The sequence below is a fragment of the Mesorhizobium sp. C264A genome (genome assembly GCF_040324515.1).
Taxonomy (GTDB): domain Bacteria; phylum Pseudomonadota; class Alphaproteobacteria; order Rhizobiales; family Rhizobiaceae; genus Mesorhizobium.
Window position 1 is genome coordinate 2232552 of record NZ_JAMYVY010000001.1, and the last position, 19313, is coordinate 2251864.

Consider the following 19313-nt stretch of genomic DNA (forward strand, 5'->3'; position numbering starts at 1 on the left):
CGGCAGATCGGGCCTACGGATCGGCCACCGGCAGAGCATGCGTGATCGGGGCCTTGCAAACCATCGTGGGTGTGCTGCTAAGCGAAACGCCGCCGACCGCTATCAGGCAGTCAGTCTGGAGGGTCGCCGAGCCTTGAAGCTTGATGGCATCGGCGGCGATCGAATTCGTATTGATGACGCAGCCGATCTGCTTGAGGCTGGTGTTGCCAGAAATGCTCACCGCCTGCGAGGCCGACGGATTGAGCGCCGTGTTGCAGGCATAGGCGCCATCGGTGATCAGTGCCACCGCCCTCGCCTGTTCCGGAACCGGCGTGCTGTTGAAAATCGCCGTGAAGTAGCGATCGAGGTTCTGCTTGACGATGACCTCCACCGCCTTCTTTGCGGTGTTCGGGCCAGACAATGGCGGCGTGTTGACCTGGATCGTGCCCGGCGTGGCGAAATTGTTCGAAGTTGCGGACTGCGTGGCGGCGGCGATGATGGTCGGGTTGTCGGAACCCGCGACTTTCTCGAGCGCACCGGCATAGGCCGCGGCATCGGCAACGGCCTGCAGCTTAAGGCTGCTGTAGTACCATAAGGACGTCTCGATACCTAGGCCGGCGCCGCCGACCACGACCGGCAAGGTGAAGGCGAAGATGACGGCAACGTTACCGTTCGTGAGGCGCCTTAGGCGGCCCAAAGCAAACCAAATCCGGGTGAACGCGTTGGATGCCATATGTATTAGAAACCACGAATAGATAAACGAATGTCTAAAACATCCATTCCGATTCGATGAAGTCGGACGGCCAGACGAAATAGGTGTGCTGCAATTCCTCATCACCTACGCATGTGCTTATGCAGCGTCATCTCTACGGCCGATGGGGGCGCATTGCTGACCGGCAGCTTTGGGCCGCAACCTGACCGTCCGTGATTGGGAGCCACATGGCTGCGCGGCTGTTCCGCTATTGAAACTCGACAGGAGTCCTAGATCCGCACACACGCGTATCTTGGGTCGATCGCGCTTCGCGCAATGCGCCAAATTGCCAGGTCGTGAGTTCGGACAGCGGAAGCATTCTCCTCATGGGCGTGGTTTGTGAAGCACAAGATTTCACGATCACCACCGAGACAGCTTCGTATTGATCCCGCTGCTCGGCATGGTCTGCGGTGAAGGCTCCGTGCTCCCGGCACTGAGGTTATCCCACCGTAGCAAGTCCTAAAGCCGCACAACCTTGTCGAGATGTAGCCGTATCCGCTGGCCTTCAGCGAAGGACAGCGCAAACGATTCCAGGCCGAATGAGCGTGTAATTTCCTGGTCGGTCTCTATGATGCGCACGACCCATTCGCCACTGGCTCCGACCACCTCCACGCGAGGCAACGCCTTGCGGATTGGCACCACGTTGCTCATCACATCCTCCCTACGAAAAGCAATGGCAAGTCGATTTAAGACCCTGGTAGTCGGTACTTCAATAACAAATGCTTGTTCGGATCGGACGAACCACCCTGGATGGCAGTACGAAGGCGGGCGAATCACACCTCAGTCAGGCGAACCCTCCCGGGAACCTTCCGTGAGATAGCCTCTGCTTTAGGTCGTTGGCATTCAGGATGGCCGCCAGCTCTTCGGCATACTCCATGTCGGGAAGGTCGACAGATGGGTGGCCCGCTACAATAGCCGGCAGCCCGGTGAACACGTCGAATACCGTCCACGTCCCATCCGGTTCCCGCCTTACCCCGTACCGCAGAGTTGCCATGAGAGGATGCTAATGGAGGCTGCGAATATATGGTACAAAAAATGCTAGCGGGCGATCGGGCAACAGGCACGCCTTTCCGGAACTGTTGCCGCTGCGACGGGTTCGGTCGGGCATGACCAGAATAGCCGACCTCGGCCCATCCCCGGCAAGCCACATGACCTGACTGGGAAGAGCATTTCTATGCGCGCCACATTTGCGCGCAAAAGGTAGACCGTCGCGACTTCCGCCAGGTGATGTGGCACGAGCAACCGGACCACCAGCCGCTGGAATTCGACGCCTAAGAGCGCAGCACAACCCAACTGGTCATCGCTATCGAAGCAGCGTTTGCGGGGCGGCCGCTTCTAGGCGCATGGTGCCTAGATGACCCGAATACGGGTGGGATCGGATGGCGCCACGATTTATAGCTAAACCACTGTCCTGGCCGACCGAACCGGCGGCTGGCTGGCCCGGGCCGGAATGAACCGGGGCAATGCCCGGCTCAGCGGCTACGCTCTCGATCAAGTGCAACTGGTCCCGGAAGATCGCGCCGTGGAGGTCGGTTTCGGCGGCGCAGTTTTACCGCCGCAATTTCTCCGTGAGGCAGCATTCGTTTGCGGGGTTGACCGCTCGCAGATGTCGTGAACGCTGCCTGCCGCCGGTTCGCCGATGCAGTGCGCGCCGGACGAGCCGAGTTCCGAGTCGGGCTAGTCGAGGACTTGCCCTTGCCGGATAGCACATTCGACAAGGCTCTCAGCGTCCACACAGTGTACTTCTGGCAGAGCCTTAGAGCTGGATCCGCAGAGCTCGCTCGCGTCCTCAAACCAGGCGGTCGCGTCGTGCTTGGCTTCCTCCCGAAGGCGCATATGGGCAGGATGAACATGCCGGCCGACATTTTTACACCTCGCGAGCCGGATGAGGTCATTGCTGCCTTGCGAGATGCAGGGTTCAGCGACCCTGAAGTGCGGAGACCGAGCACGGAAACCGCATGGCTCGTTGTGACAGGCACGCGAAGACAAGTTTCGGCGCCTGGAAGCGGAAAAGCCCGCCGCCGAAGCCAACTGGCTTTGTTGCAGGGGTTTGCCTAGGCTCCTCTGGGTTCAACACTGGGTGCCAATTGCGCCGTCACTGCGCTGAGACGCCCACGTTTGGTCAGTACTGGCTTGCTGTATTCTTTCTTCACTGAAGTCCCTCTCTAGCGAATTTCGGCAAAGCGCCTTGGGCCTAAAGGTTCTCACTCATCGGTGCAGGTTGATGGCGTGCACACAGCCGTTACGGCCGAGAGCTTCTCGCGCTTCTCTAGTTCCGGCTTCTGATAAGGCTTCTTCATGCAGGGTTCCCCACGTTTGTCCCTCAATGCGAAAATGCGGTGCGCCGACCACGATTGTCAACCGGAAACACTGAAGTAGCGGCCGAGCGACGCCAGGGGCCGGCACGCGCGGTCAGGGCGGCGTGCGCAGCGTGGATGCTGCAATTGCCTGGCCGGTTGCCATGGCCTGCTAACGAGCGCACACTGCTGCGGTCGCCTCGAAAAATCAAAAACAAACAGGCACGAGGCGCTTGGGAGCGATCATCAGGCTTTCGCCCGACCAGGGAGAAGGCCCATGCCCACACCGGCACAGAGCCGGCTCATGTATTTTATGGGCCAACTCGTTCACAACGAGAGCATCGTTTCCAAGCAGGATATTATCGTCGGCTTACTGGATCACGAAGGCAGTCCGACGGCCGACGCCGACGAATTGCTGGCGAACTTGCATCGATCACTGCAACAGGCCCGACAGAGCTTGCACGAGGCGCAAGAGATCTATGGAGTCAGAAATGCGGAGTAGCGAAAAAACAAAACTCGCATACACAGCCGCAGAGTTCGCCGAAAAACACGGTTTGACCGTGAAGGCAGCCGAAATCATCCTGTCCGTGAACGGCTCCTCACGTGTCGCTTGCGATGCAGCAGCACGCGCATTCAAAGAAGCGGTTGCGCACCGAGAACACAGCAATGACGGCGAATGAGGCCCGCGCCTGCTTCCGAGGCTGCGCGGGCCGACCATGACGAGTGGAGAGGACATCTTGGTCACCGGCAGGAATCGCTGAAGAACGAGCCGGGTGTGACCGAACAGCCTCAGAGCGAGGTTGTTCCCGACTGACGCAAAAAAGCCCGCCAGCGTGAGCCGGCGGGCCAAGTAATGCGTCGCTGTCCAAATGAACGCGTTAGGTGTCTTCAGATGGATTTTGGTCGAGAAGCCGCCGCGCGTCAGGCGCAACAATCGGGCGCCGATTGAACGCCCTGCGGACGCAGGAACGCCTTCGTCTCGCGGGCGCTCCGCGTAAGCAAATCTTCGCCGCCGAGAAGCTCAATCGTCTCGGCCCAACCGTCGTCTGCAAGCAATTCATGTGTCATCCCAGTTAGAATCCCACCGGATTCCGCAGGGCAATACCTATCTTATCGCCTATGCCCTTTTGCCCCTACCGTGGGCGAGATAGCCTGGAAGAAAGCTGATGCCCAATCCCATCGCCACGAGCGCCCTCACCGTTAGCAGATCATCGCAGGCGAGGCCCCCTGTCAGGTCAACACCGATCTTCCGGTCGCCCGCCAGCATCGGCAGCGGTCGCGCCCATGCCTTGCTGAGGGCGATGAGATCGTGATGTTCGAGTTGCTCCAGTGAGACGTGCCCCGGCGGTCGAGGTAGGCCTGGGAAGCAAACAGTCCTGAAGGACCCGTCACGAAAGCGCGTGAGATCAGGCTGGAATCGCGCAACGGGCCGACGCGCACGGCGAGGTCGATGCCGTCGGCGACGAGATCGGCAACGCGGTCGGTGACGACGAGATCAAAGGCAACCGCCGGATAAGCCTTACGGAACGCTGCAATAACAGGCGGTAGAAGCGTCTGCGCGATATCCACTGACGCCGTCAGCCGAACATATCTCGTCGATGCGCATTCCCGGATTATGCAGAAAACGGGATGCTCATTCCAGTCATCTCATATTTTCCGGGCAATGCATTTGCGCGATGATTTCGCTTGTGGAAATCGCCAGCAGGGGAGCGGAGGCCATGAACGATCAATCGATCAATCCCAATGACGCCGCCAGCGTCGTCGAAAAATATGCCATCAACCCGCGCGTTCGGGTCGGTCACGTCCATCTCAACGTGGCCGACATCGAGCGATCGCTAGCCTTTTATTGCGGTGCCCTCGGGTTCGGCGTCACCATGTCGCTAAGCGAGGAGGCTGCCTTTCTCGCGGCGGGCGGATATCACCATCATCTGGCGCTCACTAACTGGAAAAGCCGCGGCGGCGCCGCGCCCCCGATTGGCACGACGGGCCTACACCATGTCGCCTTTCTCTATCCGACACGGGCGGCGTTGGCGGCTGCGCTGCGCCGCCTGCGAGCAGCAGGGGTGACGCTCACCGGCGCGAATGACCATGGCGGCTCGGAGGCGATCTATGTGCGCGATCCCCGGCAACGGGTAGAACTCTATTGGGATCGCCCGGAAGCGGAATGGCCGCGCAACCCGGACGGCGCGCTGAAACTGGTCAGCAATCCGCTCGACGTGGACAATCTCGCCCGCGAGGGGGCATCAGACTGCTAAGCCGGCCACCGCCATGGCGGGCTGCGTTCGGAGGACTGCTGCGACAGTGCTAGCCATTCACCGAGCCACGGAGCCGGTTGGCTGCGAGCGGAGGGCAACCGTTCGGCTGGCGGGCTTCGCCACCCCAGGTATCAAAGTGTACGCTTCGAGAAGACCGTCGGCAAACTCAAGCGCTTAAAATGCATCGCAATACCCTGCGGGAAGAGAAGCGAAGCTTCGCATCCGAGCTTATAGGACTTGACCGGCGGCTAGCCAGACGGCTCCCGCGCGGCTGAGACGGCCCTGTCCCGTTCCTTTGGATGAACTGCGCCTTGTGGCCGGTGATGTTCTCGATCGCCTTCAAAAGGGGTCGATGGACCTCACAGAGCTTGGCATGCTCGCTGTGGTACGCACAGCGACCCGAATATGCTCTTGTGCAGCGCTTCGGCTGCCGCCAGGAAGCGCTCGATTTCAGCCCGGGAAAGCTGTTCGGAAGGTTTGGTTCTGGCCATTGGTGCTTGCGCAATTACTAATTTAGTGAAATCTTACGTTCTTCTGGGGAGTAGACGTGAGACCGGTCGGTCCAGCTATGGGGCGGCATTGAACATGATGTTTTTTCCGGGATTGCTGATTGGGATGTTTGCCACGTCGACCGTGGTAGCGACCTGGATTTACCTAGCAACCGATTCGTTCTGGAAGTCCCTTGCATGGACCTTGCTGATTTTTATCATCTTTCAGGTTGCATATTTCCTATTTTCACTCGCGCTTTTCGACAAGCTTTGGTTGAAAAGAACCGAAGAAATACCGAACCCTGCCGAGCCTACCTGTCGAGACGGCGGTGTCTCATCTGAAGGGCGCTCGATGACGCTTTGAGGGAGACCGCCAGACACGAGAGCATGCGATCATGCTAATCTTTGCGAACCATGCGAAAGAAGGAAAGCCGTGGCAGCGCCAACAATCATCGAAAAGCGCGCTGGCGCTGGATGTCGCCACGGAGATCGTCGTTAGGGTGCGGACCGACGACGCCGAAGCCGAGGAGGGCGAGCTAGGTCTAAGGAGGAAACACAGATGGCTGCCTATCTGATAGCGGATGTAGACGTAAAAGACGCTGCTTTGTTCGAGGAATATCGGCGGGACGTTCCCGCTACCGAAGAGCGGTACGGTGGGCGGTACCTGGGCCGCGGTGGCGCCACCAAGGTTTTGGAAGGTGATTGGGATCCACACCGACTGGTCATTGTCGAATTCCCCGACATGGCGTCATTGATGGGCTGGTATAATTCGCCGGAATACGCCCGGCTGATCGAGATCCGCAAACGTTCCGCTAACACCAGGATCATCGCTTTAGAAGGGATTGCAACGCCTGCGGCGTGACCCATAAGCGCGGCCAGCGGACCCGACGACAGTTGGCGTCCTCAGCGTCATTTCTTCCTCACGGCGAGATGCCGTCGGCAGGGATCAGGCAGCGTTTGGACATGAAGGCGTCGCGGAACGCGGGTGCTGTATTGATGCCCTCCATCCTCGCGTTGTCTTCGCACAGGCCGTCAAGGACGCCCTCAGCCAGAGCCATAAAGTCCCGCGCGCTTCCGTACCACGGCGAACGGCCGTCCAGGACATCTCTGGCAATTCTGCGGTGCAGACGAGCGAATTGATCAAACCGCCCGCCTCCTTATAGCCATTCATGAAATGCGCAAAGCGCGCTGACTGACGCCAACGGAAGGGACGCGGCATTTGCGAGAAGTCGCCTTCCAGGGAGCGTCGCTCCCATTCCTTCAACTCGTCAGGTGTCTCGTGACCGCCGTGTTATCCCGATCATGCGAAGACGTTCGCTCCGGTGCGGGACGACTTCAAGTCCTTTTCAAGGGTGTTGGGAGGTTGGCCCACGGCTGAAGGGCTGCACAACCAAGGGGCACGATCAGCTTCTGCACCTTCAGACACATCGTGATAACCTGTCGGCCATGAAATCGGAGGCTTGAGAGAAACGTGGGCGGGCCCCAGGAGACTAATTTCTGCCCATGGGAAGGCGATGTCCGCGCTAGCCGGAATGTCAGCTACCGAAGATCCGCCGCGTGAAGGCTGCCAGTCCGCTAACGGCCGCCCCAAAGCTGCCGGTCAAGACAAGGTCGCGTTGGAACCGATCCTTCGCATCCCCCGTTATCGAATGGAAGGGACATTACTTGCCATTAGGAGATGAAGAATGAAACGGCTTCTTTTTGCCACTGCCATGATGGCTCTTTCCAGCGGGCTTGCGTTGGCGGGGACGACAGGGACAACAGGGACGACGTCGAGTGGCTCCTCCACTACCACAACGATGCCGACGACAGATAACAACACGGATTCGACCACAACGAAGTCGATCAATTCGAACTCAGCGAAGGACTGTGCGCCGGGCCAGCAGAGTGGCAGTGCCAAGCAGGCCGCTCCTGGTCAACAGGATGACACCAGTGCCAAGTCCGCAGCCCCTGGACAGATGAAAACGACTGCCGAAGGTTGCTAATTGTGGCGGGAGGGGCCGGTTTGCACCGGCCGGAATGGATGCCTCCCGCTGCCGACCGGCGGCAACGGACCGGCCCGCGCCCTTCGATCAGCGCGGGCCCTTTTTCTGAAAGCACCTCCCTTAATCGTCCAAGGAGCCTGCAGCCTTTTCTTGGGCAAGCCGGAATGCATAGTTGGTTGCGGATGTGATTGTTGAATAGCGGCCCTTGGTGAAGGCAGATTTGAACGCGACAAACGCCTGAAGCGGCACGTCCAGGAAATCGTATTGCTTCCCCCCTCGCTCAAAACCAGACCGAGAGAACCCTGGTCCGGGTCAATAGTCGAACTCATCGAGGTCGACGGCATGGTGCGTTTCAAGAAACCAGCGTGAGCCGCGGCCAGCCGGGTATGGACCGCCCTACAGGCTGAGCTGTATTCGAAGATGTGGCCGGGCGTAGAATGACGTCGCCTTCCGCCGCTTCGCGCGCCGCCCTGATCGGAGTTTTCGCGTTGACGGTGTGGGTGGCCGTCACGGCATCGGCTGCGATCTCCTCAACACGGTATTTCGGCACTTTTGTTCCTCCGCGTCGGTAGCGACTCCGCTTGTTTAGGGTCGCCCTCAAAGAGGAGAATAAGGTGGCAAGCTCGTCGTCGCCCTGCCGCCGGGGGTGTGACCCGGCGGCTTGGACGTTCGGCTAGGATCGCTCGGCTGTGACCGCCTTACGGCGTTGCCCCGGGAGTCTGCTTGGCAGCCATCTCGTCGATCTTCTCGGCAAGCACGCCGTTGGCCCATTCGGTGACCTTGGCGTCGACCGGCTTGTTGGCCATATCGGCGAGCGCGTCATCCAGCGATGGGACGGCGGCAGCAGCATCGGCCGCCGCTATATTGGCGGCATCGAGCGCCGCCTGCGCTGCATCGATCTGCTCCTGGGTCGGGACTTGGTCGGCCGGAGTATTCGGGTCGTTCAATTTGGCGTTCAACGCGTCGACTTCGGCTTGGGCGGCATCCACCGCGGCTTGGGCGCCCTTGGCGGCCGCCGACGCTGTCACATAAGCCTGAATGCCGGCGAATTTCTTGCTCTTGGAGTTCATATATGCGTTGATGTTGCGCTGCAGCGAGTTCAGCCGGCCAAGCTTGGCGTGAATGTTCTTGTCCTTAGGCGTCGCGGCGACCTCAATGTCGTCGACGGCGACCTGGTCTTCGCCCGAGGCCTTCTTTCCGGCGTGAGCCGATGCCGACTTGCCGTGCGAAGCGCTGTTGCCGGACTTGCCGCCACCGTTGCCCTGACCACCGCCATTACCGTGACCACCGCCATTGCCGTGACCACCGCCATTGCCGTGACCACCACCGTTTCCACCCGCGCCAGCGAAAGCAGGAGCGGTCACTAGCGCAAGCGCGGCAAGCGCTGCCAAAAGGGTTTTTCGGGATGTCATGGTACCTCCTCAGGCGAATAGCCACCTCGCCGATTCGTTATAGAGCGGCTTATAAAAGTTTCCTAATTCGACTGAATGAACTTTAGATAAATGCTTGTTGCAATGAGCGACTGACGACTGCGAAGCGCTTTGTAACCCTCTGAAATCTAGCAAAAAATTCGGAGTCGCAGACCGTATCGGCCTTTTGCGCGACTGAAGTCCCATACCGATCGGACCTTGGTCCGGCGATGCACAACCGCGGAATGCTTGCGGCATTTCGGAGTATGGCGTCACCGTGTGGCTGTGACTGCGCATTGGTAGACAACTCGCCGGGCGAAGACCCCAACTACCTCGAGCCCGGCGAGCCTTACACCTGATCAGAGTACGCGATCACGACCGGGGATCAGCCGGCGAAAGATGTGGGTGCAATATGGGTGCCAAACTATTCGTCCCAAATTGGGACCATGCTGCGGCCTGCAAGCTGCGCTTAGGTCTCATAAAAGGCTTAGGCGTTCGCATCGGAAATGGCGATAGCTGGTTAGATCGCTTCCTTCCTCCGTTTGTACGATTTGTTGGCATTGGCAGTCCTGCGCATATTGTTTGCCGGACGGCGCTGAGTCTCACCGGTCGAGCCCAGCGGCCCGCCAGCGGCAAAGTGTCCCCCCGCGACAAGGTCTGCTGGGCCGTCCTAGCGCCGATCTGCTCCGGCAATGGCCGCGTGAATGCCCGCTCGGCTCCAGCAACAGCTTCATCCTTGGTTGCGACGGTTCCGCGCGCGCCGCCGTCATCGAGCGTATCTTACTCGCCTAACCCGGATCGTGCCGCGTCCGCTTTCCGGGACGCACGGATCTATGCTCAATACCTAATGTCAGGCGCGTACCTGAATTGGTCCTCGAGCCGAGATAGCGCGTTAGTCCATACCCGACATTGCGATGTCCAGAAATCGACCGTTTCGCGAACAGCGATGACTACTCGGAGCTGCTATCTCGTTTGCGCCACGAACTGTCCCCTGCCCTCAATGCTTCCAACGTCTCATTTGGGGGCCGATAACGGACTGACAGCTTCGAGCGTCGAGCCGTTGGGTTAGACCCTGACGCCGATGCGTGCGCCGACGGAATGTTCCAACAGTCAACAACGCCGAGCTAAGCGTCGAGCAAAACCGTCCCTCGCGGGCGGCTGCAACATGCCAGGACATAGCCGGCAGATTTCTCTTTAGCATTCAGTCCGCCTAAATCGTCCATGGTAACCTCGCCGGATAGTTTGGCTATTCGGCACGTTCCGCAAACGCCCTGCTGGCAGGCGGTTGGGATGTAGATGCCACAGTTCCGCGCCGCGTCCAGCAGGGTCTCTCCGGGCGCGCAGCGATGCTCCACACCCGAGCGGACAAAACGGACCGAAGACGAAATCGCCAAGCCCAATTCCGACCGAGAACCATTGCTGCCTCCGAAACTCTCCTCGTGATACTGCGCCGGCGGGAAGCCTATTGCATCAAGGCAGGCGCGTGCCGTCTTCATGTACCCTTCGGGCCCACAGGCAAAAACAGTGCGCTTGTGAAGATCGGGAACCAGGCTCAGCAGCATCCGACCATCAATTCGGCCGGTTGAACCCGTCCAAGCGGGACCTCCCTGGCCGCAAACCAAAGTCACTTGAACATTGGGAAAGCGAGCGGCAAGTGCTTCCAGTTCCGCTCGGAAGATGATGTCGCCTGGGGTTTTCGCGCTGTGAATGAAGCGGATCTCCCTGTCGTCTGCGCGGTCTGTAAGCGCACGCAGCATTGACATGGTCGGAGTCACGCCGCTCCCGCCCGAAAGGAAAACAGGTTTCTCCGACCGCAATTTATCCAGATTGAACGAACCGAGCGGCCCTTCGATCTCGATCTCGCTGCCCGGCGTCAAATGGTCATGGATCCAGTTGGACGTGAGCCCGCCCTGCGTTCGCTTCACGGTGATCTGAAGATCAAGCGGTCGCGTCGGCGGTGACGATACCGAGTAGGCGCGCGTTATTGTGGCGCCGTTGATCCTGAGGTGCACGAGAACATACTGGCCCGCGCTGAAGCAGAACATCCGACCAGCGGCAGATGTGAGAACAAATGTTTTCACATCGTGCGTCTCGTCTATCACGCGACGGCAGAGCACTATATCTCGCGTCTTTTGTGCCCATCGCCGCTGACGCATGGTGGGCACGACATCTGAGGCTTGGATGGAGGCGTATGCATTCATCGTGCGGCTCGGCGTTAGGTCGAGCGAACATGCCAGTTCTTACCCCGCTGAACAGCAATATTATTCCAGCGTTATGATCGGGAATATCGATTAAACCTCCAGCGACATAACGGCGAGATGGAGAGCACGGATGCCTTTGCGAATGATCGGTTCGTGTTTGCGGCGTGCCAGTATCGCCGTATGGACTGGCTGGTGCAAGGTCGGCGCTCCTTCGACCAGGAACGATGGAAGCTCACCGGTAAACCTGCGCGCATCATCGCTGCGCATGTAGCAAGTGCCGCCCGTTCGCCGGAGCATGATCTCCGCCAGAGCTTCCGATCCAGTCGAAAGTCGGCAGATCGCCAATTGAGCCAGCATCTCTGCGTGCGTTTTCTCCAGCACGACGGTGTAGCCTGGGCGGATGTAGGTGTCGGGATCGACGTCCGACAGGTTTCTGGCGGCAGTCGAAACCATTACATATTCCTCGACCATCAGGTGCTCGTATGCGATCTCAGGCAAGTAGCGGGGGGCATAAAGCACCGCGATATCCAGGTTTCCCATGCTGAGGTCGCTGACCATCTGGTTCGAATAATCCGACTCGACATGGATTGAGGACTTCGGAAGTGCTTGGCACAGGGTTTCGACCCACCCGGGCAGGACTGAGCGGGTCATGCCCACTTGGGCGGCAACGCGCAAGGTGCCTTCGAAACGGTTGAAGGCCCGGACATCGTGGCGAGCCTGCGACCAAGTGGATACCAGAGATCTTGCGTAGGCTTCGAACCGGCGCCCTGCGGCAGTCGGCTCTGCCCCGGCGCGTCCGCGTTGGAACAGTTCAGATCCGATTGCGCTCTCCAGGTTCTTGATGCGGGTGCTGATTGTCGATTGGGTTAAGCCCAACCGATCTGCGGTGCGATTGAAATTTCTCGATTCGATGATGTCGAGAAAGGTTTCGATGTGATCAAGCTGCATGGAAATCCCAATCGAAAAATTCGATCATGTTCCTGCCTACCATAAGCTTGATCAAACAATACTCAAGGGGGAAGCTGCACCAGATCATCGGCCGGCGCACCGCCGGGACGGGCCACGGAGCGGAACAAAGTGTTCATAGTTGATTGCGACTGTCACAATTACTGGTCAAGCGCCACCGTGTTGACGCCATACCTTTCCGGCTTGTGGAAAGACATGTTCACCGAGGGCGAGAAAACAGGTCCAGTCGGCGCATTTCCGCATGGCCATCGCCCCTGGTTTCATCCGCAGGACTTCTCCCGCAAGGACGTCCGTCCGAAGACGGAAGCCGACAATTATCTCATCATGAAAGAGAAGCACCTCGACAAGTACAAAGTCGACGTGGCGATCCTCACCGGCGATGAGCCGATCGAGGCGTCGACCCTCGCCAATCCTTACTATGCCAGCGCCCTGGTCAGCGCCTACAATGACTATCAGATCAACCAATGGCTGCCGAAAGACGATCGTTTCATGGGTTCGATCATCATCGCACCACAGGATCCGAAGCTCGCTGCCGCCGAGATACGCCGTCTGGGCAGTCATCCGCGTATGGTCCAGGTTCTCGCTTCCCAAGGGTCCGTCAAGCCGTATGGAGACCCGTTCTACCATCCGATCTACGAAGCTTGCGCTGAAGTAGGGTTGCCGTTCGCCATACATCTGGGCGGGCATGGCGGCGTGAATTCAACTGCCATTGCGCCTGCGCCCACGACATTCTTCTGGGAAACGCATGCCATTTTGCACATGTCCGCGATGTCGCACGTGGCAAGCATGATCGCCCATGGCGTCTTCGAGAAGTGGCCGGACCTCTACTTCGTGATCATCGAGTGCGGTGTCGCCTGGGTTCCGTCGGTCCTGTGGCGCCTGGATGCCGACTACAAAGCGCTGCGTAAAGAGACGCCATGGCTGAAGATGCTGCCATCGGAATATTGCCGGCGCAACATCCGCTTTTCCACGCAGCCGCTGGAGCAACCTGCAAACATCCAACATCTCTGGTCCACGCTCGAAGCGATGGACGGGGAAAACACGCTGATGTTTGCGTCGGACTATCCGCACTGGGATTACGACGATGCCAACACGCTGCAAATCCCTCCTGCCTGGAAGAGCAAGATCATGGGACTGAATGCGTTGGAAGTCTACAAACGCATCCCCCGTGCGCAAGCCGCGAATGCTGCCTGAGGAAGCATACGATGCCCGAGAAGACATATATCTGCCGCGTCGACGAGATCGAAACAGGATCTCCGTTTATCGCCAAGATCCGCAGCCTTTCGGTCGGGATTTTCCGCATCGGAGATTCATTCCACGCGCTGCTGAATGTCTGTCCGCACCGCGGCGCTCCACTTTGCGAGGGACCGCAATGCGGGACAACCGCGCCCGTTGAACAAGCGCAATTCATCTATCATCGCGAAAACGAGATCGTTCGATGCGCCTGGCATGGCTGGGAATTCGACATCAAGTCAGGTGAAGCCTTGGTCGATCCGTCCATTCGCGCTCGCACATTTCCAGTCACCGTCGAAGCCGGCAGCATCTATGTGACGGCCTGATTGGCCCAAAAGCCGATTGGGATTGGAAAAATTCGAAGAAAGATGGCCGAAGCCAACTAGCAGATTTGTTCGCAGGTGCTTGAAAGAAATAACGCGGAGAACTCCGCAATGGGAGAGTCAAATGTCAGAATCTGAATACAAGCTTGGTCTCGCGCAAAGCCTGGTCGGTGGCGGCAAAGTTTCCCGCCGCGACTTCATTCATCTTGGGATAGCCGCAGGCCTGACGGTCGCCGCCGCCGACACGCTCTTCGTCGCCAGGGCGCGTGCCGAACCGATGCACGGCGGCTTCGCCAAGCTCGGCATGGCTCATGGCGCGACGACGGATTCAATCGATCCGGCCGGCTACCCCGATACGTTCACACAAACCGCGTTTTCGGGCTCGCTATCCAACAGCCTCACTGAGGTCGACGCCAAAGGCAATGTCCAACCGGACCTCGCCGAGAGCTTCGAATCTTCGGATGGGGCCAAGACCTGGGCCTTCAAGCTGCGCAAAGGCGCAACCTTCCACAACGGCAAGACTGTGACGGCGGATGACGTCGTGACGTCATTGCAATATCACATGGGCAAGGACACAAAATCGGCGGCGAAGTCGCTGTTGGAGTCCGTCGCCGGGATCAAGGCCGACGGCCCGGAAACGGTGGTCTTCACGCTCAAGAGCGGCAACGCCGATTTCCCTTACATCATGAGTGACTACCATCTGGTCATCATGCCAGCCAAGGACGGCAAGGCGGACTGGGCTTCAGGGGTTCGCACCGGCGCTTTCCTCCTTGAGAATTTCCAGCCCGGCGTTTCGGCGAAACTCAAGCGCAATCCAAACTACTTCAAAAACGGCAAGCCCTATCTCGACGAGGTGGAATTCATCGCCATCACTGATCTTGCCGCTCGCATGGCGGCCTTGTCGACGGGCGAGGTGGACTATATCGGCCGCGCCGACCTCAAGACCCTCGGCATGTTGAAACGCAATCCGAAGGTGGAAATCGTCGAGGTCACCGGCTACGGACATTATACCTTGCCGATGAATGCCGCGATGGCGCCGTTTGATAATCCAGACGTGCGAACGGCATTGAAATGGGCGATCAATCGCCAAGAAATCGTCGACAAGATCTTTCTCGGCCACGCCACCGTGGCTAACGACAACCCGATCGCGCCAGCGATCAAATTCGCCAAGGATCCGCAACCGCAACACAACTTCGATCCGGAAAAAGCCAAGCACTACCTGAAAAAGGCCGGAATGGAGAACCTGAAGGTGGATCTCTCGGTCGCCGATGCCGCTTTTGCAGGCGCGGTGGATGCGGCTTCGCTCATTCGCGAGACGGCAGCCCAATGCGGCATCGACGTCAATGTCGTGCGGGAGGCCGAGGACGCTTATTGGGACAATATCTGGCTCAAGAAACCCTGGTGCGCATCCTATTGGAGCGGTCGAGCGACGGCCGACTGGATGTTCACGCAAGCCTTCGCCGCGGACTCCAGCTGGAATGAGTCGTTCTGGAAAAATCCCCATTTCAACGAATTGCTTGTTAAGGCGCGGGCCGAGACGGACGAGGCCAAGCGAGCGGCGATGTATGCCGAGATGCAGCAACTAACCCACGACGATGGCGGCAGCATCGTGCTGGTCTTCAACAATTTCGTCAGCGCCCAATCCAAAAAGCTCGCACATGGCGAAGTGGCGCCCAACTGGGAGAACGATGGACTGAAAATGGCCGAACGCTGGTGGATCGCCACGGCATGAAAAGGCGGCCGGGGCCACGATGGTTGTGAGGCTCCGGTCGGCTTGCTCCGAGTGCAGGACTGCCGCCCAAAGGGAGACGGCACTCACATGAACCCCGTCGCAAGAACGGTTCTGCAGCGCCTTGGCCTCGGCCTGGTCACTTTGTTCATCGTGTCCATCATCATCTTCTCTGCCATCGCGATGCTTCCGGGCGACTTCGCCAAGGCCACGCTCGGGCAGTCGGCGACGCCCGAAACGGTCGCCGCCTTTCAGCGGGAAATCGGCATCGATCGTCCGCCTGTCGAGCGCTATTTCGTCTGGGTCGCGCAAATGCTTCACGGCGACTTCGGCTCTTCGTTCGCGAGCCGCACCGGATATCGGCGTACCGTGGCCGAGATCATCGCGCCACGCCTCTACAATACGATGTTTCTTGCAGCGGTGACCGCGCTGATAGCGGTTCCGCTGGCGCTTGGGCTTGGCATTCTCGCCGCGCTGTACCGCAACGGCTGGTTCGACCGGCTGGTGAATGCCGTGACACTGACAACTATTTCGTTCCCGGAGTTTTTCGTCGCCTATATGCTCGCCTACCTGGTGATCTCGCGCGACACGTTCATTGCATCCGATTTCGCTCAATCCCTGCCCCATTGGCTCAGTATCTCACTGACCTGGGCACTCAATGCGGTTCCCAAATTTCCGACATTGTCGAATGTGAACGATCAGACCCCATTTTGGGAGCACCTCTGGAAAGTGGCGCTGCCGGCAATCACCCTTACACTCGTGATCGTGGCCCACATGATGCGCATGACCCGAGCGGCCATCATCAACATGCTCGCAAGCCCCTACATCGATATGGCGCGCCTCAAGGGAATGTCCCCGATGGTGATCGTGCTGAGGCATGCCCTGCCCAATGCCTGGGCTCCCATCGTCACTGTCGTGGCGTTCAATATGGCATATCTCATCGTCGGAGTGGTCGTGGTCGAGGTCGTTTTCGTCTATCCCGGGATCGGCCAACTGATGGTTGATGCGGTAAAATCCAGGGATGTTCCGGTTGTCCAGGCCTGTGCCCTGATTTTCGCCGCGACCTACATCCTTCTCAACCTGCTGGCCGACATTATTTCCATCGCCACCAACCCCAGGCTCTTGCACCCACGATGACCAGATCCCAATCTATCGCGGCGGTTCAGAGGCTGAGGCGCTCGCGTGCCAGCCGGGCGACAACAGCGCTGAAGAAGGCACCGCTTAGTGCATGGTTCGGCATCGTGGTGATCGTTGGCTACGTCCTTGTTGCGGTCTTCGCGCACTGGATAGCCCCATATGGCGAGACGCAGGTCTTCAGCGAAGCCTTCGCGCCGTGGAATCAGGAATTCAAATTGGGAACCGACCAGCTCGGCCGCGACATGCTCACCCGCTTGATCTACGGTGCGCGCAACACCATCGCTATCGCGGTCGCGACTACATTGCTCTCCTTCGCGGTAGGCGTGTCGCTCGGCCTCCTTGCCGCATTGTATAGGGGGTGGCTCGACCAGATCTTGTCGCGTGCGGTGGACGTGCTGATGTCGATCCCGAGTCTGATCTTCGCGCTGGTGCTTCTGTCGATCTTCGGCTCGTCGATCACCAGCCTGATTGTTATCATTGCGCTTCTCGATTCCACCCGTGTCTTTCGGCTTTCTCGCGCCGTTGGGCTTAACGTGGCCGTGATGGAATATGTCGAGGTGGCGCGATTGCGCGGCGAGGGACCGAGATGGATCATCGCCAATGAAATCCTTCCCAATGTCATGCCTCCACTGGTCGCCGAGTTCGGCTTGCGATTCTGCTTCGTGTTCCTGACAGTCGCGGCGCTGTCGTTCCTCGGAGTCGGTATTCAGCCGCCGACGGCCGATTGGGGATCAATGGTGCGCGAGAACGCAACCCTGATCACTTACGGCGATGTCACGCCGCTGCTTCCGGCCGGCGCGATAGCTCTTCTTACCGTATCCGTAAATTTCGTTGTGGACTGGTACCTGCACGCAACAAGCGGGTTGCGGGATGAAAAGTAGCGATCCAGGCTCACGCGAAAAAGGAAAGGATCTACTGCAAATCCGCAATCTGCATGTGGAGGGATCCTCGGACGAACAGTGGCATCCCATCGTCCGCGGGATCGATCTTACGCTGAAGCGGGGGGAGGTTCTTGGCCTAATCGGCGAGTCAGGCGCCGGCAAGTCCACCATTGGCCTTGCCGCAATGGGCTATGCCAAACCGGGCTGCCGGATCACACAGGGCTCGGTCCTGTTCGACGGGATTGATCTCCTGGCAGTCAATGAAAAGGGGCGCCGTCGTCTCCGGGGCTCCCGCATTGCCTATGTCGCGCAAAGCGCGGCGGCCTCCTTCAATCCGGCACATCGACTTTTGGAACAAACCATCGAAACCGCGGTGGCGCATGGAATCGTCAGCCGGGAAGAGGCGAACCGGAGCGCCGTGGATCTTTATCGGCGTCTTCAGCTCCCAGAACCCGAGAGCATAGGCTTTCGCTATCCTCATCAGGTCTCAGGCGGGCAGTTGCAACGGGCCATGACAGCGATGGCAATGGCTTGTCGACCGGACCTCATAATATTCGACGAGCCAACAACGGCGCTCGATGTGACCACGCAGGTTGAAGTCCTTGCCTCCATTCGCAACATCGTTGAGGAATTCAGTACTGCTGCAATCTACGTAACGCATGACCTGGCGGTGGTGGCGCAAATGGCGGATCGCATCATGGTTCTGCGACACGGAGTTACCGTGGAGGTGGCTGACACACGCCAGATGCTGGCCTCCCCCAGCCAGGAATATACGAGGACGCTCTGGGCAGTCCGCAAGCTCGCCAAGCCCGAAGTTCCAGCCGATGACTATCTCTTGACGATAGACAACGTCACCGCGGCTTATGCCGGAGGGGTCAAGGTGCTCCAGGATGTCTCCATCAAGGTTCCGCGCGGAAGAACAGTCGCTGTGGTCGGCGAATCCGGTTCTGGGAAATCGACGCTCGCTCGAGTCGTTACCGGACTCTTGCCGCCAAGTTCGGGTTCGATTTCTTTCGCAGGCCAGCTCCTTTCCAAGAGCCTGAAGGCGCGGCCCAAGGAGGTCCTGCGTCGCGTCCAGATGATTTATCAAATGCCCGACAACGCCCTTAATCCGCGCCAAACGGTCGAAGAAGTCTTAGAGCGGCCACTCGAATTCTACCTCGGCCTCAAAGGCGCGCAGAGAGATCGCCGGATAAGCGAACTTATGCACATGGTCGAGATGAGCGAGGATTTTCTGGAACGTCTACCTGGCGAGCTATCAGGTGGCCAAAAACAACGCGTCTGCATTGCGCGGGCATTGGCTGCCGAACCGGAGCTTATCATCTGCGACGAGATCACATCCGCGCTCGACCAAATTGTGCAGGAGGAGATCCTCAAGCTTCTGATGCGCCTACAGCGTGAACTCGGGATGAGCTACATCTTCATTACCCATGACATTGCCACGGTGCGCGCGATAGCAGACGAGATTGTCGTCATGCACGGCGGCAAAGTCGTCGAGCAGGGATTGAAGAGCGTGGTTCTCACACCTCCGCATGCCGCTTACACCGAACGGCTTTTGTCCTCTGTTCCCGAAATGGATCCTGACTGGCTGACAAGATTGCTGGCCAGTCGGAAAATCTGACAGGTTGCAAGGTGGTCAGGAATTAAGTCCCCGTCCGCCCATCTTCCACGTGCTTTGA

Annotated in this window: 21 protein-coding genes; 13 read left to right on the forward strand and 8 right to left on the reverse strand. The window is 58.9% G+C overall.

What is annotated here, in order from left to right; genetic code table 11:
- Positions 1-13: 13 nt before the first annotated feature.
- Positions 14-676, reverse strand: coding sequence for a pilus assembly protein TadG-related protein (locus NKL04_RS10995; protein ID WP_245271414.1), 663 nt, complete (start codon positions 674-676; stop codon positions 14-16).
- A 513-nt stretch (positions 677-1189) separates the two neighbouring features.
- Positions 1190-1381 carry a hypothetical protein gene (locus tag NKL04_RS11000; protein ID WP_023740327.1) on the reverse strand — a complete coding sequence of 64 codons (192 nt, stop codon included), beginning with the start codon at positions 1379-1381 and terminating at the stop codon, positions 1190-1192.
- Positions 1382-2341: 960 nt separating this feature from the next.
- Here NKL04_RS11000 and NKL04_RS11005 point away from each other — a divergent pair.
- The 3 genes from NKL04_RS11005 (at position 2342) to NKL04_RS11015 (ending at position 3707) form a co-directional block, all read left to right on the forward strand.
- Positions 2342-2788 carry a class I SAM-dependent methyltransferase gene (locus NKL04_RS11005; RefSeq protein WP_023701260.1) on the forward strand — a complete coding sequence of 149 codons (447 nt, stop codon included), beginning with the start codon at positions 2342-2344 and terminating at the stop codon, positions 2786-2788.
- A gap of 516 nt (positions 2789-3304) precedes the next feature.
- Positions 3305-3529, forward strand: a complete 225-nt coding sequence (locus NKL04_RS11010; protein WP_023670653.1) for a hypothetical protein — start codon at positions 3305-3307, stop codon at positions 3527-3529.
- A complete protein-coding gene (locus tag NKL04_RS11015) occupies positions 3519-3707 on the forward strand; it encodes a hypothetical protein (RefSeq protein WP_031243249.1) in 189 nt (62 codons plus the stop codon). Before NKL04_RS11010 ends, NKL04_RS11015 begins: the two co-directional genes overlap by 11 nt.
- A gap of 437 nt (positions 3708-4144) precedes the next feature.
- Here the strand turns inward: NKL04_RS11015 and NKL04_RS11020 are convergent, their stop codons facing one another.
- Both NKL04_RS11020 and NKL04_RS11025 read right to left on the reverse strand, forming a co-directional pair.
- Positions 4145-4294 (reverse strand): hypothetical protein, encoded by a 150-nt coding sequence (locus NKL04_RS11020; RefSeq protein ID WP_352723709.1) that lies wholly within the window; start codon positions 4292-4294, stop codon positions 4145-4147.
- On the reverse strand, positions 4258-4644 hold the full coding sequence (locus NKL04_RS11025; RefSeq protein ID WP_084568543.1) for a LysR substrate-binding domain-containing protein: 387 nt from the start codon (positions 4642-4644) through the stop codon (positions 4258-4260). The genes NKL04_RS11020 and NKL04_RS11025 overlap by 37 nt, the downstream gene beginning before the upstream one ends.
- Before the next feature lie 101 nt (positions 4645-4745).
- Here NKL04_RS11025 and NKL04_RS11030 point away from each other — a divergent pair, with 101 nt between their 5' ends.
- From NKL04_RS11030 to NKL04_RS11040, 3 genes are all read left to right on the forward strand, one after another.
- Positions 4746-5282 (forward strand): VOC family protein, encoded by a 537-nt coding sequence (locus NKL04_RS11030; RefSeq protein WP_050588805.1) that lies wholly within the window; start codon positions 4746-4748, stop codon positions 5280-5282.
- A 585-nt stretch (positions 5283-5867) separates the two neighbouring features.
- Positions 5868-6134, forward strand: a complete 267-nt coding sequence (locus NKL04_RS11035) for an exopolysaccharide production repressor protein (protein WP_023702895.1) — start codon at positions 5868-5870, stop codon at positions 6132-6134.
- A gap of 195 nt (positions 6135-6329) precedes the next feature.
- A complete protein-coding gene (locus tag NKL04_RS11040) occupies positions 6330-6632 on the forward strand; it encodes a DUF1330 domain-containing protein (RefSeq protein ID WP_023670645.1) in 303 nt (100 codons plus the stop codon).
- A 58-nt stretch (positions 6633-6690) separates the two neighbouring features.
- On the opposite strand, the gene NKL04_RS11045 is transcribed toward NKL04_RS11040, so the two are convergent.
- A complete protein-coding gene (locus NKL04_RS11045; RefSeq protein ID WP_023702897.1) occupies positions 6691-6828 on the reverse strand; it encodes an SOS response-associated peptidase family protein in 138 nt (45 codons plus the stop codon).
- A 627-nt stretch (positions 6829-7455) separates the two neighbouring features.
- On the opposite strand from NKL04_RS11045, the gene NKL04_RS11050 reads away from it, so the two are divergent.
- Positions 7456-7755, forward strand: a complete 300-nt coding sequence (locus tag NKL04_RS11050) for a hypothetical protein (protein WP_156932429.1) — start codon at positions 7456-7458, stop codon at positions 7753-7755.
- A gap of 698 nt (positions 7756-8453) precedes the next feature.
- Here the strand turns inward: NKL04_RS11050 and NKL04_RS11055 are convergent.
- The 3 genes from NKL04_RS11055 to NKL04_RS11065 form a co-directional block, all read right to left on the reverse strand.
- Positions 8454-9167: a hypothetical protein gene (locus NKL04_RS11055; protein ID WP_023748225.1), complete on the reverse strand. Its 714-nt coding sequence runs from the start codon at positions 9165-9167 to the stop codon at positions 8454-8456.
- 1121 nt (positions 9168-10288) lie between these two features.
- Positions 10289-11245, reverse strand: coding sequence for an FAD-binding oxidoreductase (locus tag NKL04_RS11060; protein WP_196813903.1), 957 nt, complete (start codon positions 11243-11245; stop codon positions 10289-10291).
- A gap of 210 nt (positions 11246-11455) precedes the next feature.
- The gene (locus NKL04_RS11065) at positions 11456-12313 is read right to left on the reverse strand and encodes a LysR family transcriptional regulator (RefSeq protein ID WP_023673822.1); all 858 of its coding nucleotides are present in this window, start codon (positions 12311-12313) and stop codon (positions 11456-11458) included.
- A gap of 129 nt (positions 12314-12442) precedes the next feature.
- On the opposite strand from NKL04_RS11065, the gene NKL04_RS11070 reads away from it, so the two are divergent.
- The 6 genes from NKL04_RS11070 to NKL04_RS11095 all read left to right on the forward strand — a co-directional run bounded on the left by NKL04_RS11070 (position 12443) and on the right by NKL04_RS11095 (position 19255).
- Complete coding sequence (locus NKL04_RS11070; protein ID WP_031194312.1) at positions 12443-13525, forward strand: amidohydrolase family protein; 1083 nt, start codon at positions 12443-12445, stop codon at positions 13523-13525.
- Positions 13526-13536: 11 nt separating this feature from the next.
- A complete protein-coding gene (locus NKL04_RS11075; RefSeq protein ID WP_023673824.1) occupies positions 13537-13890 on the forward strand; it encodes a Rieske (2Fe-2S) protein in 354 nt (117 codons plus the stop codon).
- Positions 13891-14011: 121 nt separating this feature from the next.
- Positions 14012-15619: an ABC transporter substrate-binding protein gene (locus NKL04_RS11080; RefSeq protein WP_023673825.1), complete on the forward strand. Its 1608-nt coding sequence runs from the start codon at positions 14012-14014 to the stop codon at positions 15617-15619.
- Between the two features lie 87 nt (positions 15620-15706).
- Entirely contained in the window at positions 15707-16753 is a 1047-nt protein-coding gene (locus NKL04_RS11085; protein ID WP_023673826.1) for an ABC transporter permease, read from the forward strand.
- Entirely contained in the window at positions 16750-17634 is an 885-nt protein-coding gene (locus tag NKL04_RS11090) for an ABC transporter permease (protein ID WP_023673827.1), read from the forward strand. The genes NKL04_RS11085 and NKL04_RS11090 overlap by 4 nt, the downstream gene beginning before the upstream one ends.
- On the forward strand, positions 17624-19255 hold the full coding sequence (locus tag NKL04_RS11095) for an ABC transporter ATP-binding protein (RefSeq protein WP_023686074.1): 1632 nt from the start codon (positions 17624-17626) through the stop codon (positions 19253-19255). The genes NKL04_RS11090 and NKL04_RS11095 overlap by 11 nt, the downstream gene beginning before the upstream one ends.
- Positions 19256-19313: the final 58 nt, after the last annotated feature.

What these genes read in the sequence shown, in the direction of transcription:
- NKL04_RS11000 (WP_023740327.1), bottom strand. Translation starts at nt 1,381, where the DNA reads ATGAGCAACGTGGTGCCAATCCGCAAGGCGTTGCCTCGCGTGGAGGTG.
- NKL04_RS11010 (WP_023670653.1), top strand. Translation starts at nt 3,305, where the DNA reads ATGCCCACACCGGCACAGAGCCGGCTCATGTATTTTATGGGCCAACTC.
- NKL04_RS11015 (WP_031243249.1), top strand. Translation starts at nt 3,519, where the DNA reads ATGCGGAGTAGCGAAAAAACAAAACTCGCATACACAGCCGCAGAGTTC.
- NKL04_RS11020 (WP_352723709.1), bottom strand. Translation starts at nt 4,294, where the DNA reads ATGCTGGCGGGCGACCGGAAGATCGGTGTTGACCTGACAGGGGGCCTC.
- NKL04_RS11030 (WP_050588805.1), top strand. Translation starts at nt 4,746, where the DNA reads ATGAACGATCAATCGATCAATCCCAATGACGCCGCCAGCGTCGTCGAA.
- NKL04_RS11035 (WP_023702895.1), top strand. Translation starts at nt 5,868, where the DNA reads ATGATGTTTTTTCCGGGATTGCTGATTGGGATGTTTGCCACGTCGACC.
- NKL04_RS11040 (WP_023670645.1), top strand. Translation starts at nt 6,330, where the DNA reads ATGGCTGCCTATCTGATAGCGGATGTAGACGTAAAAGACGCTGCTTTG.
- NKL04_RS11045 (WP_023702897.1), bottom strand. Translation starts at nt 6,828, where the DNA reads ATGGCTCTGGCTGAGGGCGTCCTTGACGGCCTGTGCGAAGACAACGCG.
- NKL04_RS11050 (WP_156932429.1), top strand. Translation starts at nt 7,456, where the DNA reads ATGAAACGGCTTCTTTTTGCCACTGCCATGATGGCTCTTTCCAGCGGG.
- NKL04_RS11055 (WP_023748225.1), bottom strand. Translation starts at nt 9,167, where the DNA reads ATGACATCCCGAAAAACCCTTTTGGCAGCGCTTGCCGCGCTTGCGCTA.
- NKL04_RS11065 (WP_023673822.1), bottom strand. Translation starts at nt 12,313, where the DNA reads ATGCAGCTTGATCACATCGAAACCTTTCTCGACATCATCGAATCGAGA.
- NKL04_RS11075 (WP_023673824.1), top strand. Translation starts at nt 13,537, where the DNA reads ATGCCCGAGAAGACATATATCTGCCGCGTCGACGAGATCGAAACAGGA.
- NKL04_RS11080 (WP_023673825.1), top strand. Translation starts at nt 14,012, where the DNA reads ATGTCAGAATCTGAATACAAGCTTGGTCTCGCGCAAAGCCTGGTCGGT.
- NKL04_RS11085 (WP_023673826.1), top strand. Translation starts at nt 15,707, where the DNA reads ATGAACCCCGTCGCAAGAACGGTTCTGCAGCGCCTTGGCCTCGGCCTG.
- NKL04_RS11090 (WP_023673827.1), top strand. Translation starts at nt 16,750, where the DNA reads ATGACCAGATCCCAATCTATCGCGGCGGTTCAGAGGCTGAGGCGCTCG.
- NKL04_RS11095 (WP_023686074.1), top strand. Translation starts at nt 17,624, where the DNA reads ATGAAAAGTAGCGATCCAGGCTCACGCGAAAAAGGAAAGGATCTACTG.